We start from the raw sequence: 16,234 nt of genomic DNA on the forward strand, positions 1-16,234 counted from the left end.
CTTACTCGGAAGTGGTCAGGGCATGCGGCATACCCTGGCGTTGAGAGGTATCGGTTTCAGCGGCTTGCGCCACTTGGGCTTGCGCAACGGGGTGACGCAGCAGGAAGTACGACAGGGCAGGAATCAGCACCAGCGCGCCGAGCATGTTCCACAGGAACATGAAGGTCAGCAGGATGCCCATGTCGGCCTGGAACTTGATCGGCGACCAGACCCAGCACACAACGCCCGCTGCCAGGGTGATGCCCACCAGGCCCACGACCCGGCCGGTAAACGACACGGCGTTGCGGTAAGCCTGAGACAGCGGCAAGCCCTGGCGCTGGTAATGCAACTGCACGCTGAGCAGGTACAACGCGTAGTCCACGCCGATGCCCACACCCAATGCGATCACCGGCAGGGTCGCGACTTTCACGCCAATGCCCATGGCCACCATCAACGCCTCGCAGAGGATCGAGGTCAGCACCAGTGGCAACAGGGCGACCAGGGTCGCGCGCCAACTGCGGAAGGTGATCAGGCAGAACAGCGTCACCGCCGCATAGACGTAAAGCAGCATGGTGCGATTGGCCTCGCGCACCACGATGTTGGTCGCTGCCTCAATCCCGGCCGACCCGGCCGCCAGCAGGAACTGGCGATCTTCGCTGTTGTTCTCCCGGGCAAATTTCTCGGCGATGCCCACTACGGCATCCAGGGTCTCGGCCTTGTGGTCCTTGAGGAAGGTGATCACCGGCATCAGCGAACAATCGGTGTTGAACAACTCCGGGGAGTTGACCGAGGCTTGTTGCGCGGCGTAGTTCAGCACGTCCTGATTGCGCTGGATGCTGTTGAGCTTGGGGTTGCCTTCATAGGTGCCGGCGGTGATTTGGCGCACCGCGTTGACCAACGAAGCCGTGGCCTGTACGCCCGGGTACTGCTGTAGTTCCCAGGCCAGACGGTCGGCGAGGACCAGCGTCTTGTAGTTCAAGCAGCCTTCCGGCGCAGTCTTGATCATCACCGCGAACAGGTCACTGGACAGCGCGTAGTGGCTGGTGATGTAGGCGTTGTCACGGTTATAGCGCGAGTCGGCACGCAACTCCGGTGCGCCACTTTCCAGATCACCGATCTTCAGTTGCAGGCTGACCATGAAGCCGCCGATGCCCATCAGCACCGCGACCAATACCGCCCCCGTGGCCCACTTGCGCGTGGTGAAGCGGTCGAGCAAGTCCCACAGTTTGCCGAAGCCTTTGTGCCCTTCTGCGCGCGTGTCGATTTTCAGCGCACGCTCGGCCGCCTTGGTGCCGACGCCGACATAAGACAGCGCCACCGGCATCAGCAATAGCGAGGTGAAAATCAGCACCGCCACACCGATGCTGGCGGTGATTGCCAGGTCGCGGATCACCGGAATATCGATCAGCATCAGCACCGCGAATCCGACGGCGTCGGCCAGCAGCGCCGTGACGCCGGCGATGAACAGACGGCGGAAGGTGTAGCGTGCGGCGATGAGTTTGTGGGTGCCACGGGCGATGTCTTGCATGATCCCGTTCATCTTCTGCGCCGCGTGGGACACGCCGATGGCGAAGATCAGAAAAGGCACCAGCACCGAGTACGGGTCGATGGCATAGCCTAGCCAGGCGACGATGCCGAGTTGCCAGACCACCGCGATCAGCGAGCAGCCGACCACCAGCAAGGTGCTGCGAACGCATCGGGTGTAGGCGTAAATGATGATCAGCGAAGTGACGACCGCCAGGCCGAAGAACATCATCACCTGAATCAGCCCGTCGATCAGGTCGCCCATCAGTTTGGCGAAACCGATCACCCGGACTTTGTACTGGCCCTTGCCCTCCTCCCCGGCCTTGCGTGCCGCACTGTCACCGGCGAATTCGATCTTGTCGCGCAACTGCTCCTCGAGCATCTGCGAAAAAGCGTGGTAGTCGATGCGCTGACCGCTGGCCGTGGCCTTGTCCAGCAGCGGCACGATCAGCATGCTCGATTTGTAGTCGCTGGCCACCAGACTGCCGACGATACCGGCGCGGGAAATGTTCTGGCGCAGCTGTTCTATTTGCTCAGGCTTGCCCTCATAGGTATCGGGCATCACCGGGCCACCCTGGAACCCTTCCTCGGTGACTTCGGTCCAGCGCACCGCCGGGCTCCACAACGACTTCATCCAGGCGCGGTCGACGCCTTCGGTGAGGAACAATTTGTCATTGACCTGCTTGAGCACATCCAGATAGCCAGGGTCGAAAATATCGCCCTGAGTGTTCTCCACCACCACCCGCACCGAGTTGCCCAAACCGCGCAGCGACTGGCGGTTTTCCAGGAAGTTCTGGATGTACGGCTGACTCTGCGGAATCATTTTCTCGAAGCTTGGACGCAGCTCCAGGCGAGTCGCGGCCATGTAGCCCAACACCACGGTGGCCAGCGCCATCAGCAGCATGAACAGCGGACGGTAGTTGAACACCAGCCGCTCCAGCCGATTGCCGGATTGGCGGTCGAAGTCCCGCAGATCGCGGATCACCGGCATGGTTTCTTGTTTGATATGGCCCATGTCTGGGTTCTCGCTCTAAGGGTTCGAGGGCTTATTCAACGGACAGCGTCCGTGCACCACGGCTGCCAACCACCACCAGCGCACCGTTGGCAGCGCGCGTGACGCCCGTCACCGGGACCGGTTCGGCTTGCTGCAACCAGTGCAGTTGCGCACCGGCGCCCTGGCTCACCAGCATCTGCCCGCCCTGAGTGAACAAGCGGTAATCACCTTGCGCATCGACGATGCCGGCGGTGATGCTGACGTGCAGGCCACTTTCCTGCGGGGTCCAGCTGAGACCGCCATCGGTGCTGCGCAGCACATTGCCGCGCAAGCCGTAGACGAGCGCTTCCCCGGGCTTGCCGAGTACCCCGAAAAAACTGCCTTGATAAGGTGTCTGCACGGCGGCGAAACGCTGTTGGGCGTCATTCCATTTCAGCAACAAGCCTTGCTCGCCGGCGATGTACAGCGCATCCCCGGTGGAGGCGATGGCGTTGAGGTGAAAGCCCTGCGGGTTGTCGGTGCGGTCCTGGAACGGGGTCCAGCTCTGGCCGCCGTCTTCGGTGCGCAGGATCAGGTTGAACACCCCGACCACATAGCCGAGGCGGTCGTTGGCGAACCAGACATCGAGCAAGGGTTTGTCGGCGCCCTGCGCCACCAGGCGCTCACCTTCGGCGACCAGCAGTGGCCATTGTTCGTTGTCAGGTTCTGTACTGGCCAACGCACCGTAATGCTTGACCAACAACGCACCGATCTCGCGACCGTCCAGTTGCTTGCGCCAGGTCGCCCCCGCGTCGTTGCTGTGCAACACCACACCGTCGCCGCCCACCGCCCAGCCCTGGGTGGCGGATGGAAAGCTGACGGCATTGAGGTCGGCACTGACCGGCACCGCGGCCTGCTGCCAGTGCTGGCCGGCATCATCGGAAAACAGAATATGGCCACGCTGGCCGACGGCGATCACGCGCTCACCGGCGCGGGCCATGCCGGACAACGGACTGTTGATGGCCAAGGCACTGACCCTGGCGGGCAGGTCCAGCACATCGACGTAATCGGCCGCGTGGGTGACGCCCTGCAACAGGCCGAGCACAACCCCAAACGCCACCTGCAAATAATTCTTATACGAACACATACCGCGTCCTCTTCGGAAAACCGCGCCGGGACACACATCCGTGTGTCTGACGTTCACACTTGGCGCCCGCGACGATCGGCGTGCACCGACCGCCGCACGGTCCACGCCTTGTGAGTCGTGGACTTTGCGGGCGCTTTTTTGCGTTTGGCTTAGCGAATGCCGCTGCCGGCCAGGGATTCCGACGACCATTGCGCCTTGGAGAGCGGATCGATGTACTTGATGCCGCCGTAAGGCCCGACCACGCCGTTGATGTTGTAGGAGCCCCCCACCAGGTCGTAGATCATGAAGGGCGTGGAATCCGGGATCTGCTTGTCGTAGCTCTGGCTGAGGAACGCGAAGGAGCCACGGTACAGCTGACCACGGGCGTCGTATTGGTCAGAGGCCAGAGCGGTCCAGCTGTCTTCATCGAGGTAGAAGCGGCGCTTCTGATAGATGTGTCGAGCGCCGGCCTTGAGGTTGCCCTCCACCACCCAGACGCGGTGTTTTTCCCAACGCACGTAATCGGGAGCCAGGTGATTGGCGGTGGTCAGCGACTTGGGATCCTGGGCGTAGGTCAGCTTGTAGGTGTTGTAGGGCACGATCATTTCCTGCTTGCCCACCAGCTTCCAGTCGTAGCGATCCAGTGCACCGTTGAACACGAAAACATCGTCGTAGGTGCCCGCGCCGGCGGTGCCGGGGTTAGGCGTGTCATAAGCCAGGTTCGGTGCCAGTTTGACCCGACGCTGGCCAGGCAAGTACTGCCAGGCGCGGCGCGGTTGCTGCAGCGGGTTGGCGGCGTCCTTGAGCATCACCGCTTCACCGGCCCGGCGCGCTGGGCCGGTATAGGACAGCTTCATCTGGTAGTACACGTCGGCGCTGCTGATCGGCTGCGCGAGGTTTTCGTAGATCGGATAGGAAATGAACGCCTGCCCGGTAGTCGCGAGGCTCGGCACGCCGGCGGAGTCAACGTTCCAGGAGTCGTACTTGGAATTGATGCTCACGCCTTGATAGCGCAGCAGGAAGTTCCACATCGCTTCGTTGCCCGACTGCGGGATCGGGAACGGCACGCCCGGCAGCACGTTATCGATGGCCAAACCGCCTTCGAGGGACTTGGCACCGCTGGCATTCTTCACGCCGTTGTCGAGGATGGCTTTGGGCAGCGAAACGGTGCGGTGGGTCGGGTAGACATTGACGTGGAAGCTCGGGAAACGTTTGGCCAGTTCCACCGTGGTTGCACTGAGCAAGCCCTTGTACTGATCGACGTTTTTACCGTCGATCACCAGCAACGGTTTTTCGTTGACGAAGGGATCCGGGCGCATGCTGTCACCGGATTTGAAACTGGCCGGCGGCGTGGTCAGGCCACCGTCATAGGCGGGGATGGAACCATCAGCGTTCCCGGCCTTTTCGGCGCCCACCAGGGTCAGGCTGCTGCCCAATTTGGCAGCGTCCTGGGTTGAAACAGCGGCCTGTGCCTGGGCGGCAAGGACCATGGCCAGCGACGCGGCCAACACGGTTTTTGCGAATTTCATCTTGTTATTCTCCTGCTTGCATTGAGCAAATCAGTGGTGCATCAAAAAGTGGTTTTCATCGTCAGGTAAACGGCGCCACGGTCCTCAGTCGTGGCCCCTCCACCGGAGAAGGCTGAGTAGCCACCGCCGTAACAGGCGTAGTTTTCATTGCCGCTAAAGGCATTGGGTGTGGAGCCGTCGCCGCTGCCGGCATTGGCCGCGCCGGTACTCAGACCGCTGGTGTCGCACTTGTCGGTCTTGCCGAAGGAGTCCACGTACTTCAGGTCGACGAAGTATTTGTTGTACACAACGGCACCCACGCCCACGGCATAGTTACCGGTGTCTTTGGCGCCGCCACCGGACACTGGCGACACGCCGGCAAGGCCCACGTTGACGGACATCGGTGCGTTGAGGTCGACGCCGGGAAACACCTGGTACCAGGTCGGCGTGAAGTTGACCGCGACGCCCCAGTTGTCCCGGGTCGGCTGGTCGATGCCGCGATAGGTGTCCTTGCCCTTGTAGAGCGCCTCGTTCTTGCTATCGAGCTTGAGCAGGTTGCTGTAATACAGCTCGCCCAGCAGGGTTGCCGAATCGAACACCGGCGTTTTGGCAATGGTCATCAGACCGTTGAGCGTCCAGTGCAAGGTGTCGCCGGTGGCGGCCATGCTGTCGCCCCTCTCCGGGGTGTCATACACCACACCGGTGGCAGCCGTACGCGCCGGCAACAGGCCAAGACCCGCGCCCAGGCCCAGCGGACTGTTGGTGCTGACAATCGCCGGAATACTGGCCAGCGGCATGTTGTGACGAATGTTCAGGTCCGAACCCACACTCACCCCGCCCACATCCTTGGACAGGCTCAGGCCAACGATCTTGATGTTGTCGGCGTAGGCCATTTGATAGGTGGCGGTGCTCAGCGAGTTGAGCGTATTGACCACCGCAGGCACTTGCCCAGCCGGCCGGGTGCCGTTGGGGTTGGCCGAACTCAGGCCTCTGGCATCCAGCCACGCTTGCGGCAGGATTTCCGAGGTTTCGCGGTAGTAAACGCCGAGGGTGCCATCCAGCCAGGCCGGCGACCACTTGGCCATAACGCCCCAGTCACCGCGCTTGTCCGGCGTCAGGTCGTGACCGCGACGCACATTGGTCAGACCGTTGCAGGGCGCCAGACCACACCCCAGCGGACTGCCCGGCACCACGCCATTGGTGTTGCCCAGCAGGAAAGATTGCGCACCGAAACCGACCAGATCGGAACCGCCGTAATAAGTGCCGGCTTCCGGCAGGCGCGCGGCGTCCCAATCGAGGAAATACTGGGCACCCACGGTCAACTCGGGATTGACGGTGAACGACATCGACAACTGGTTACGCGGAACGAACAGTTCCTTGGCTTCGGTACCGGGCGAGGCAGCCAGTTTGGCCAGGTCCAGGCCCGATTGGCCGTAACTGATCGAGTGCACCGGGTTGAGAATGGTCTCGCCCCAGAACACGTTGTGCTGACCGGCCTTGACGCTCAGCAGCGACTCCTCGCCCACTTCGGTGCTGTAGAACACGAAGGCATCGAGGATTTCGCCGGACGGTCCGGTGTAGTAGCGCTGGGCATAGTTGCTCAGGTGCGGGCTGCCGTTGCCGACATTGTCGCCGGTGACCGCGGCCAGACGTGGGTCGTTGGCGACCAGCCCCGACCTTGCATCGTTGCCGTTGACGAACGGGTTGGAATTGGAACCGGTGTTCTCGTAGGCCTTGTCGTACCAACCGGCAGCGCTGACACGAAAACCCATGTGGTTCTGGTAGACCACATCCATCTCGGTCAGCAGGTCGACACGGTTGGTGATGTTGGTCCCGGCCCTGCGGAAGTTGTAGTCGCCGTCGTTGTTGTTCGGCGTTGCCAGCATGCGTTTGTCAGCACTTTCGGTGCGTACGCCGTAGTTGTACTTCACGGTGTTATCAAGACGTACGGTCCAGTCCGGGTTACCTGTGTCGAACTCGACCGCCTGCGCGACCGGCACGGCTGCGGCCAGAATGGCCGAGGCCAACAAGGTGTAACGCGAGGGTGCGAACCCGTGACTCTTATTGTTGTGCATTGCGTTGTCTCCGCCTTTTTGTATTTGTTTTAAGCGCAGCCGCCCTCGCGCACCCCCTTGTTCCAGGGGTTTACGGTTTCAGGAATGAGGGCAAATGCCGGATGGCGCGGGCCAACCGGCGCCTGAACTAGCGATCCAACTCGAGGATGAGGGCTTCGGCGTGTGGCCAGTGCCCATACCCGGCAGCAGGATTGAGATGACCGACTTCGCCGAGATTGAGCAGCTCGCTGCCCCAGCCTTCGGCCATGCGCGTGGCGGCGTCCAGGCTGGCGAGGTGGTCGTTGGTACTGGCGGCCAGCAGACTGCGGAAGGGCAACCGGCCTTTGGGTAAAGGGTCCCAACCCTGGGTACGCAGGGTTTCAGCGGATGGGTAGCCCTGCGGCCATTGGGCATCAAGGTCCGGCGGAGCGGCCAGCAGCGCGCCCTTGATCGGCCGACTGTGCTGCGCCGCCCAGTGCGCAACCATCAACACGCCGGCGCTGTGAGCGACCAGAATCACCGGCCCGTCAATCTGTGCCAGTGTGTGCTGGATCGCTTCGACCCGCTTGCTGCAATCAAGCTTGTCGGTGTCCAGCGGCGGCACACTGCGTACCTTGCACAGCCTGGTTTCAAGCAGCGTTTGCCAATGCTCGGCAACGTGCTCGCGCAGACCCGGTACGATCAGAACGGTTGCTGCAGTTTGCAGTTTGTTCACTTCAACACCTTCGCTTTCTCGATGACTCGACTGGCTCTATTCGCCAGGGGCTTTTTGTAGGACTGACATTAAAGAGCGCCCGCCCGAGGCGCTTTTCATTAGACGTCAGGCACTTTTCTTTTCATGACAAATTTCCAGCTGTTGGCACATGGTGACCATTGGTCGAATATCCCCGCAGGTTCTCTACAGCTCACTGTAATCAATGGGTGAGCGTCGATTGCTGCACAACGACGGTGTGATTTTGGACAGCATTGGGCGAGCGCCCTCGCCAACGTCACAACTGTTCAATTGTTGATGTGCTGGATATAGTCGCCACGCAAATTTGAATCGCAACTGGCCCAGGAAAGACCTTCGCATGCCCAAGCTTGTTCGCGCCGCCGTCTTGACCAACTACCTGGAGGTTACTCAGTACCTGGGGTTCAACCCGCGCGATGTACTGGCCGGCGTCGGCTTGAGCAAAGCCAAGCTGCAAGCCCCTGAACATCGCATTCCCATCGATGCCGCCGTGCGTCTGCTGGAGGATTCGGCCGTCGCCAGTGGCTGCCAGAGTTTCGGCCTGAGCATGGCCGAGTCGCGCCAGCTCTCGGACTTCGGCGTGGTCAGTCTGCTGCTCAGTCACCAGCGAACGCTGCGTGACACCTTGCAAGTGTTGGTGCACTACCGTCATCTGATGAACGATTCGCTGGCCCTCTTCATCGAGGAGGCTGGCAAGATGGTGATCATTCGCGAAGAGGTGGTCACCGAATCGCCGATGCCCTGCCGACAAGCCAATGAACTGGCGATCGGCGTGATGTTCCGCTTGTGCGCCGCCCTGCTCGGCGCACACTGGCAACCCTACAGTGTCAACTTCACGCACCAGCCACCCGACAACCTGCAACTGCATCGCCGTCTGTTCGGCTGCAAACTGGAGTTCGGCAGCGAGTTCAATGGCATCGTCTGTCCCAATGCCAGCCTCGACATGACCAACCCCCATGCCGACCCGGCCATGGCGCGCTATGCCCAGAGTTACCTCGACTCACTGCTGAACCACGAAGGCCCTTCGATGCTGTTCGAGGTGCGCAAAGCCATCTACCTGCTGCTGCCGATGGGACGCGCCACCATCGAGCAGATTGCCCAGACCCAGGGCATGAACGTACGCACCCTGCAACGTCGCCTGAAAGACGACGGCTGCGCCTTCAACGACCTGATCAACGACGTGCGCCGTGACCTGGTGTTGCGCTACCTGGAAAACCCGAATTACTCGTTGGGCCGGATCGCCGACATGCTCGGCTACTCCATGGCGAGTTCCTTCACACGCTGGTTCATCACCCAGTTCGGCATGCCGCCGGCGGCTTGGCGCAGCGCGCAAAAACAACCCAAGGCACCCAGCGAGCCGAGCACCCTGCCCGGCCCCACGCAACCTTGGGAAGACTGAAAGGGACGCAAAAAAAAACCGGTGTTCGTGACACCGGTCGAGGAGTTCTGTGGCGAGGGAGCTTGCTCCCGCTGGGCTGCGCAGCGGCCCCAAAAAGGACGCCGAGTGGTTTCTGAAAAAACGCGGTGTTCTTTGTGGGGGCGCTCCGCACCCCAGCGGGAGCAAGCTCCCTCGCCACAGTGTTGTGTGCCTACATTCCCCAACGCAGCAACAGCAGCACCAGCACGACGAGGAACACCGTTTCCCCCACCATCAGCAGGATCGGTTTGATGCCCACCGCTGCCAGCTCCTTGAGCTGGGTTTTCATGCCCAGGGCGCTGATGGAAACCACCAGGCACCAGCGCGACAGTTCATTGACCGAACCCTGCACCACCGGGGCCACCCAGCCGGTGCTGTTGATGCAGGCCAGAATCAGAAACCCGACGGCGAACCATGGCAGCAGCGGCGGTCGTTTGCCGGTCGGGTCGGCGCCCTGCATGCGGGTGATCATGGCTGCACAGACGATCACCGGCAGTAGCATGGCAACCCGCATCAACTTGACCACCGTGGCCGTATCGCCGGTCTCGGTCGACATGCTGTAACCGGCACCGACCACCTGGGCGACATCGTGAATGGTTGCCCCCAGGAACACGCCCGCCACTTGTGGCGACAACGACAGCCAGTTGGCAATCATCGGGTACACGATCATCGCCAGGGTCGACAGCGCCGACACCCCGATCACCGTGAACAACGTCGCGCGTTCTTTCTGCGGATGGTTCGGCAATGCCGCCGCCAGCGCCAACGCGGCCGATGCACCACAAATCGCCGTGGCGCCACCGGTGAGCATGCCGAACAAACGCTGAAAGCCCAGCGCCTTGGCTGCGATCACTGAAACGCCGATGGTCACCACCACCAGAATCACCACCAGCGCCACAGGCTTCCAGCCCAGCGCAGCCATCTGTTCGAGGGTGATGCGCATACCCAGCAGCGCCACACCAATGCGCAACACCGTACGCGCCGTGAACTCGATGCCAGCCTTGCAGGCACCGTCACCGGCCAGGAAGTTCACCGCCATGCCCAGCAACAAAGCGAACAGCATCACCGGCGCGCCGTAGTGCTCGGACAAAAAGGACGCAGCCGCTGCAACGATCAGACTGACGATAAAGCCCGGCGCCAATTCGCGCGTTCGGCTGTGGATACGGGTGAGAGCGATGGCGCTCATGGCGCGGCCTCCTGGGGAACGATGACGATGAATGCCTGGCCGTCGATGATCTCGACCGGGTAGTTGGCGACTTTGACTGCGGTGGAATTAAGCAAGTAACCGCTGCGCAAATCGAAGCGCAGGCCATGGGCGCAGCACTGAATCACCCGCCCCTCAAGGCGCCCGCCACACAGCGAGGCGCCCTGGTGCGGGCAACTGTCGTCGATGGCGAACACGTCACCTTCGACGTTGAATAACGCCAGGCTTTTGTCATCGAATTCGAACAGCGCACGACCGCCCGCCTGCGGGAGTTTTCCGGCAGGCACGGGGATACGCCGGTTCATGCAGGTTGCCGCTCGTGATCACTTTCTTTCAGTGCCTGGCTCATGGCCCCGAGCAATGCCTGAGCAGGTTGTGCACCGATCACCGTCATGCGACGGTCGAACTGAAAGCTCGGCACCCCACTGGTCGCGCCGGGGAGGCCTTCGAACGGCGTGGCGTCGCCCTTCAGGCAATCGAGCACCACGTCCGTATCGACGCCGCAGGAGCGGGCAATGGCGAGCAAGGTCTCGCGGCACCCCAGGTTTTCTCGTCTGCGGAAATAAGCGCTGAACAGCCGTTCGAGCAACATTTCACGCTGAGCAGCATTGCCCAGTACGCTGACTCGTTCGAACAAACGGTGGGCGTCTGCGGTGTTGGGCATCGTCTCGATGTGGTTGAGGTCGATGGTCAGTCCAACCGCCGCGGCAGCCTGCTGAACCTGGGCCTGGCGCATGGTCATAGCGTCGGCATTACCCAGACGTTTGCGGTAGAAATCGGCGAAGGGCTCGCCTTCTACCGGCAACTGAGGTAGCAACTGCACGCCATGCCACACCGTGGTGATCTGCACATCCGGGTGGCGACTGCGAAACTGTACCTGCGCATGCTCCAGTTGACGTTTGCCGATCAGGCACCAGGGGCAGATGAAATCGAAGAACACATCAATACGTAAACGACTACTCACAACTTCACCTCTAACACGGATTCGCCCACCGGATCGTTGACCCGCTCGCCCTTAAGCCGGGCAATGTCCTTGTGGTAATGACACTTGGCATAAAAGAACACCGCCGCTGCCGCGATGCTGACCAGCGGCACTAATTGAAAAGCAGCCTGCAAGCCAATAAGGTCGGACACCCTGCCGGTGATGAACGGCCCAGGCGCCAGCCCCAGCATGTTGTTGGCCAGGGTCAACGTGGCGAAGGCCGTGCCGTGGACCGAGTAATGGGTCAGGTTGGCAACCATCGCTCCGCAAGGGCCGGTCGTGCCGGCGGCAATCAACATCCCCAGGCAGATCAGCGCCAATTGCACAGGCCCTGCCGGCAGGGCGAACGCCGCCGACAACAACAGGCAACTGCCCAGGCAAAAGGCGATGGCCAAAGTGACTTTGCGCTCAGGTGAATGGCGCGACAGCCGATCGCTTAGCATGCCGCACAGGATCATCCCCGCACCGCTGCACAGCACGATGATCGCCGCGACACCGCCCGCCTTGTCCGTGGCCATGTCGTAATAACGATTGAGGTAACTGGGCATCCACACAATGACGGTGCCGCCGACGAACAGTTGCAAGCCACTGCCGATGTAGGCAGCGATCACCGAACGGCTGGAAAACAGCGTACGCAACGGACGCTTGACCGCTGCCGCCGCCTTGTTCGCCGCCAGGGAGGCGCGTTGCGGCGCAATGCGCGCTTCCTTGACGATAATCGGGTAAAGCACTGCCAGCAGCAGACCGAACAGCGCCATGCCGGCAAACGACCAGCGCCAGCCAAGCTTGGCGGCGATTGCACCGCCCAGCGCCATCCCTAATACCGAACCGAACATGCCACCCGCCATGAAGGCACTGGCCAGCGTTGCGCGCAGGTGTTTGGGAAATACCGAAATCACCACCGCGATGCCAACGCTGCCGTACGCCGCTTCGCCGACGCCGACCATGAATCGTGCAATGAACATCTGCTGATAGTCCTGCGCCACTGCGCAGCCCAGTGTCGCCAGACTCCACAGCAAAGCCATCAGCGCCAGGCTCTTGACCCGGCCGAAGCGATCCGCCAGCAATGACAGGGGAAACGTCAGCAGCCCCACCATCAGCGCGACAATGCCACTGAGCAGGCCGAGCTGGCCGTCGCTCAGGGCCCATTCGCCCTTGAGCATCGGGAACACCGCGTTCAGCACCTGGCGTGACATGTAATCGGAAATCAACAGCCCGAACGTCAGTGCGAAGACGATCCAGGCGTACGGTCGCGCAACACCGACAGCACAGTCGTCATCGTCTGCGGCGATTGGGTGAAAGGCCATGCAGCCTCCTCAAAGCTTTGTTTTATTGTTGTTATCAAGCGTGTTGCAGTGCAGCGAGCGGGAGGCCATCGACCACCCGCTTCGTCGGCCGATCAGCCGCGTTGCGGCACACCTTTTTGCCCAGCCTTGCGGTTGGGGGCCATGCCGTTGGCCAGCAACGTTTCTTCGATGCTTTGGTACTGCACGCCGATGCGGTAGATCTCACGGGCTTCTTTACCGGTGGCGATTTCCCGACCCAGCTCATGGGCGATACGCACGGTTTGCTTGATCTGCGCAACTGAGCCGAAACGATCGCCCTTGTGATCAATGATAGTGTCTTCATTGCCCACACGCGGGTGCATGCCCATGGCCATCGACATGGTGTTGAACGGCATGACGTTCTTGAGCAGCGACTCGGAGGTCAGGGTGCAACCGTCCGGCGCGCGGTGGATGAAGTTGAAGAAGTTGAACGGATTAGGGCCATCGAAACCGCCGCCAATGCCGATCCAGGTCAGGTTCAACGGGCCCTTGTAGACGCCCCTGCGCACCAGGCGCTCGAGGGTTTCCATGGCGTGCATGCCGGTCAGCTGGAAGTGCGGCTGGATGCCGTTGTCCATCAGACGCTTGAGGTGCTCGGCGACCCAGGCCGGACCTGCCGGAACAGTCATTTCGCTGTAGGCGGCCTGATACAGGGGATTGGCCAGGGAAGTGCCTTCCAGATATTCCGGATACAGCAGTTCCATGATGTTCATCTGGGTGGTGTTGATCGCCACCGTGACCTGATCCGGTTTAGGCGTCAGCTCGGCCAGCATGTGTCGCGTATCGTTCGACAGCCACTTGGCGGCTTCGCCATCGCTTTCCGGTGCGAAGGAAATCGAACCACCGACCTGGATGATCATGTCCGGCACAGCTTCACGCACACCAGCGATCAATTCGTTGAATTTGGACAGGCGCTTGGAACCCTTGCCGTCCAGCTCGCGCACGTGCAAGTGCAAGACGGTGGCACCGGCCTCATAACATTCGACCGCTTTTTGCACCTGTTCGTCCATGGTCAGCGGGATGTCTTCGGGGAAGTCTTCCGGCATCCATTCCGGGCCGTACGGGGCCACGGTGATGACCACCTTTTCCATATTTTCCGGGTGCAGGGAATCGTCGAAGAATTGCATGAGTTACTCCTGTTTTTATGATTGTCGCGCCCACCCGGGATCGTGCCGGGCAGACGTGTTTACGAGTGCGAATGCAGTAGGGGTCGATCAGTAGGTCTTGTCGCCGATAATCCCGGCACGCTCCATCTTGCGATGGCACGGAGGGTAATCCATGACGGCGTAGTGCTGGGTGCTGCGGTTGTCCCAGATGGCAATGCTGTTGGGTTTCCAGCGCCAGCGCACCTGATACTCGGGGATGTAGGCCTGGCTGATCAGGTAGCGCAGCAACTCGCTCGCACCAGGGTTGGCGTCCTGGCCAAAGCGCACGCGATCGGGGGTGTGGTAGTTGCTCAAGTGCGTCGTGAAGGCGTTGACGAACAGCACCTTCTCTCCGGTTTCCGGATGAGTGCGCACCACCGGGTGCTCGGCATCCGGGTACATCGCCTTGAGCGCCAGACGTTTTTCGATCGGCATGGCGGCGCCAAAGCTTGCTTCGATGCTGTGGCGGGCGCGCAGGTCGGCAATCTTGACCTTTACGTCCTCCGGCAAGCGCGCATAGGCCTCGACCATGTTGGCCCACATGGTGTCGCCGCCCACCGGAGGGCACTCTACGCAACGCAGCACACAGCCCATCGGCGGCGCCTCGCGCCAGGTCGCGTCGGTGTGCCAGGCGTTTTCGTAGCGGTCCATTGGCTGGTCCGGGTTCTTGTAGATGCGCACCAGCCCGGGATGATCCGGATCACTGCCAGCCACCGGATGATCTTCCAACTCACCGAAGCGGCGGGCGAAGGCCACGTGCTCGGCGCGAGTGATGTCCTGATCACGCAGGAACACCACTCGATGCTTGAGCAACTGAGCACGAATCTCGGCAAAAAGACCATCGTCATGGACCGCGTCGGCGAGGTTGACGCCGCTCAGTTCGGCGCCAATGCTGCAGGTCAATTGTTCGACTTTCATGGCAGACGACTCCCTTAAATGACGAAAATCGAAGAGCCCGTGGTTTTGCGTGATTCCAGGTCGCGATGGGCCTGCACGGCATCCTGCAAAGCATAGTGCTGGTTGATCTCGATCTTGATCCGTCCACTGCCAACATGGTCGAACAACTCGCCGGCCAGGGCGGCTTTTTCCGCCGGGTCGGCGATGTAATCGGCCAGGGCCGGACGGGTCATGAACAGCGAGCCTTTCATTGCCAGCAGTACCGGATCCAGGGCCGGGATCGGACCGGATGCCGTGCCGACGCACACCATCAGGCCACGACGCTTGAGCGAATCCAGCGAACCCATGAAGGTGTTCTTGCCGACGCTGTCGAACACCACATTGACACCGACGCCGTCAGTCAACTCGCGCACGCGCTGGGCGACGTCTTCGTGGCTGTAGTTGATGACATGGTCGCAGCCATGGGTACGGGCGATTTCGCCCTTGACCTCGGTGGACACGGTACCGATGACGGTGAGGCCGAGCAGCTTGGCCCACTGCGAAACGATCAGGCCCACGCCACCGGCAGCGGCGTGCAGCAGAATGCTGTCGCCGGCCTTGAAATCGTAAATGCGCCGCATCAGGTACGACGACGTCAGGCCGCGCATGGTCATGGCGGCGGCGGTCTCGAAACTGATGGTTTCCGGCAGCTTGATCAACGGCGCGGCCGGGATCAGACGCTCGGTGCTGTAGGCCCCCAAGGTATTGAGAAAACCGGTATAGGTGACGCGATCACCCACGCGGACATTGGTGACGCCCTCGCCGATGGCCTGGACCACACCGGAGGCTTCAACCCCCATGCCGTTGGGCATCGGGATCGGGTAGGTGCCATTGCGAAAGTAGGTATCGGCATAGTTCAGGCCGACCGCCACATGACGAAGACGAACCTGGCCTGGACCGGGGTCGCCAACTTCGACCTCCTCATAACGAAGGACTTCGGGACCACCGGTTTCGTAGAAGCGTACGGCTTTGGCCATTTTTTCTTATTCTCCAATCTGCAAGATGGGCGTGCTGCGTCGAATTGCGCTGATTGGACTGTAGGATGCCGCCTGGCGAGTCGCTTCTCATCAGACGACAATGGCTTTTCATTTCATGACAACGGTGTGCGTGTACGAATCCCGGAAATGTAAAAGCACGGCAAGGGGGGGGCTGATGCCGGGGTACATATCCGTTTCTGCGGTCACGGCGGCTATTGGTTTCGCTTTTACAGCGAGTCACTTGGAAGAGCCCCAAGTAACCAAGGGCTCTTGCCCCTAATGAGATGGTCAGCCCGGCGAGAACCTCGGCGAGTCTAAACTTGCCGGGGCGCTCTCTTTACCGAAGGAGGATCTCTC

Annotated in this window: 13 protein-coding genes; 1 reads left to right on the forward strand and 12 read right to left on the reverse strand. The window is 61.2% G+C overall.

The features are described from left to right. Position 1: 1 nt before the first annotated feature. The 5 genes from DFS28_RS11790 to DFS28_RS11810 form a co-directional block, all read right to left on the reverse strand. Positions 2–2,518, reverse strand: coding sequence for an RND family transporter (locus DFS28_RS11790; RefSeq protein WP_111449885.1), 2,517 nt, complete (start codon positions 2,516–2,518; stop codon positions 2–4). Positions 2,519–2,549: 31 nt separating this feature from the next. Further along, a complete protein-coding gene (locus DFS28_RS11795; RefSeq protein WP_111449886.1) occupies positions 2,550–3,623 on the reverse strand; it encodes a YCF48-related protein in 1,074 nt (357 codons plus the stop codon). Positions 3,624–3,772: 149 nt separating this feature from the next. Then, positions 3,773–5,131 (reverse strand): DUF1329 domain-containing protein, encoded by a 1,359-nt coding sequence (locus tag DFS28_RS11800; protein ID WP_111449887.1) that lies wholly within the window; start codon positions 5,129–5,131, stop codon positions 3,773–3,775. A gap of 41 nt (positions 5,132–5,172) precedes the next feature. After that, on the reverse strand, positions 5,173–7,185 hold the full coding sequence (locus tag DFS28_RS11805; RefSeq protein ID WP_111449888.1) for a DUF1302 domain-containing protein: 2,013 nt from the start codon (positions 7,183–7,185) through the stop codon (positions 5,173–5,175). A gap of 127 nt (positions 7,186–7,312) precedes the next feature. Continuing rightward, complete coding sequence (locus DFS28_RS11810) at positions 7,313–7,879, reverse strand: alpha/beta hydrolase (protein ID WP_111449889.1); 567 nt, start codon at positions 7,877–7,879, stop codon at positions 7,313–7,315. 355 nt (positions 7,880–8,234) lie between these two features. Between DFS28_RS11810 and DFS28_RS11815 the strand changes: the two genes are divergently transcribed. Then, positions 8,235–9,293: an AraC family transcriptional regulator gene (locus DFS28_RS11815; protein WP_111449890.1), complete on the forward strand. Its 1,059-nt coding sequence runs from the start codon at positions 8,235–8,237 to the stop codon at positions 9,291–9,293. Between the two features lie 190 nt (positions 9,294–9,483). Here the strand turns inward: DFS28_RS11815 and DFS28_RS11825 are convergent, their stop codons facing one another. The 7 genes from DFS28_RS11825 to DFS28_RS11855 form a co-directional block, all read right to left on the reverse strand. After that, complete coding sequence (locus tag DFS28_RS11825; protein ID WP_111449892.1) at positions 9,484–10,494, reverse strand: YeiH family protein; 1,011 nt, start codon at positions 10,492–10,494, stop codon at positions 9,484–9,486. Next, the gene (locus DFS28_RS11830; RefSeq protein ID WP_111449893.1) at positions 10,491–10,817 is read right to left on the reverse strand and encodes a Rieske 2Fe-2S domain-containing protein; all 327 of its coding nucleotides are present in this window, start codon (positions 10,815–10,817) and stop codon (positions 10,491–10,493) included. The genes DFS28_RS11825 and DFS28_RS11830 overlap by 4 nt, the downstream gene beginning before the upstream one ends. Next, positions 10,814–11,476 carry a DsbA family protein gene (locus tag DFS28_RS11835; RefSeq protein ID WP_111449894.1) on the reverse strand — a complete coding sequence of 221 codons (663 nt, stop codon included), beginning with the start codon at positions 11,474–11,476 and terminating at the stop codon, positions 10,814–10,816. The genes DFS28_RS11830 and DFS28_RS11835 overlap by 4 nt, the downstream gene beginning before the upstream one ends. Next, on the reverse strand, positions 11,473–12,801 hold the full coding sequence (locus tag DFS28_RS11840; protein WP_111449895.1) for an MFS transporter: 1,329 nt from the start codon (positions 12,799–12,801) through the stop codon (positions 11,473–11,475). The genes DFS28_RS11835 and DFS28_RS11840 overlap by 4 nt, the downstream gene beginning before the upstream one ends. Before the next feature lie 92 nt (positions 12,802–12,893). Continuing rightward, on the reverse strand, positions 12,894–13,946 hold the full coding sequence (locus DFS28_RS11845) for a 3-keto-5-aminohexanoate cleavage protein (protein WP_111449896.1): 1,053 nt from the start codon (positions 13,944–13,946) through the stop codon (positions 12,894–12,896). An 87-nt stretch (positions 13,947–14,033) separates the two neighbouring features. Next, positions 14,034–14,882: a TauD/TfdA family dioxygenase gene (locus tag DFS28_RS11850; RefSeq protein ID WP_111449897.1), complete on the reverse strand. Its 849-nt coding sequence runs from the start codon at positions 14,880–14,882 to the stop codon at positions 14,034–14,036. A 14-nt stretch (positions 14,883–14,896) separates the two neighbouring features. Beyond that, positions 14,897–15,877: a quinone oxidoreductase gene (locus DFS28_RS11855; protein ID WP_111449898.1), complete on the reverse strand. Its 981-nt coding sequence runs from the start codon at positions 15,875–15,877 to the stop codon at positions 14,897–14,899. Positions 15,878–16,234: the final 357 nt, after the last annotated feature.

Source organism: Pseudomonas sp. 478, from assembly GCF_003254125.1.
Classification (GTDB): Bacteria; Pseudomonadota; Gammaproteobacteria; order Pseudomonadales; family Pseudomonadaceae; genus Aquipseudomonas.

Excerpts from the sequence above, each read along its gene's own strand:
- DFS28_RS11790 (WP_111449885.1), bottom strand. The coding sequence starts at position 2,518 with ATGGGCCATATCAAACAAGAAACCATGCCGGTGATCCGCGATCTGCGG.
- DFS28_RS11795 (WP_111449886.1), bottom strand. The coding sequence starts at position 3,623 with ATGTGTTCGTATAAGAATTATTTGCAGGTGGCGTTTGGGGTTGTGCTC.
- DFS28_RS11800 (WP_111449887.1), bottom strand. The coding sequence starts at position 5,131 with ATGAAATTCGCAAAAACCGTGTTGGCCGCGTCGCTGGCCATGGTCCTT.
- DFS28_RS11805 (WP_111449888.1), bottom strand. The coding sequence starts at position 7,185 with ATGCACAACAATAAGAGTCACGGGTTCGCACCCTCGCGTTACACCTTG.
- DFS28_RS11815 (WP_111449890.1), top strand. The coding sequence starts at position 8,235 with ATGCCCAAGCTTGTTCGCGCCGCCGTCTTGACCAACTACCTGGAGGTT.
- DFS28_RS11825 (WP_111449892.1), bottom strand. The coding sequence starts at position 10,494 with ATGAGCGCCATCGCTCTCACCCGTATCCACAGCCGAACGCGCGAATTG.
- DFS28_RS11830 (WP_111449893.1), bottom strand. The coding sequence starts at position 10,817 with ATGAACCGGCGTATCCCCGTGCCTGCCGGAAAACTCCCGCAGGCGGGC.
- DFS28_RS11840 (WP_111449895.1), bottom strand. The coding sequence starts at position 12,801 with ATGGCCTTTCACCCAATCGCCGCAGACGATGACGACTGTGCTGTCGGT.
- DFS28_RS11845 (WP_111449896.1), bottom strand. The coding sequence starts at position 13,946 with ATGCAATTCTTCGACGATTCCCTGCACCCGGAAAATATGGAAAAGGTG.
- DFS28_RS11850 (WP_111449897.1), bottom strand. The coding sequence starts at position 14,882 with ATGAAAGTCGAACAATTGACCTGCAGCATTGGCGCCGAACTGAGCGGC.
- DFS28_RS11855 (WP_111449898.1), bottom strand. The coding sequence starts at position 15,877 with ATGGCCAAAGCCGTACGCTTCTACGAAACCGGTGGTCCCGAAGTCCTT.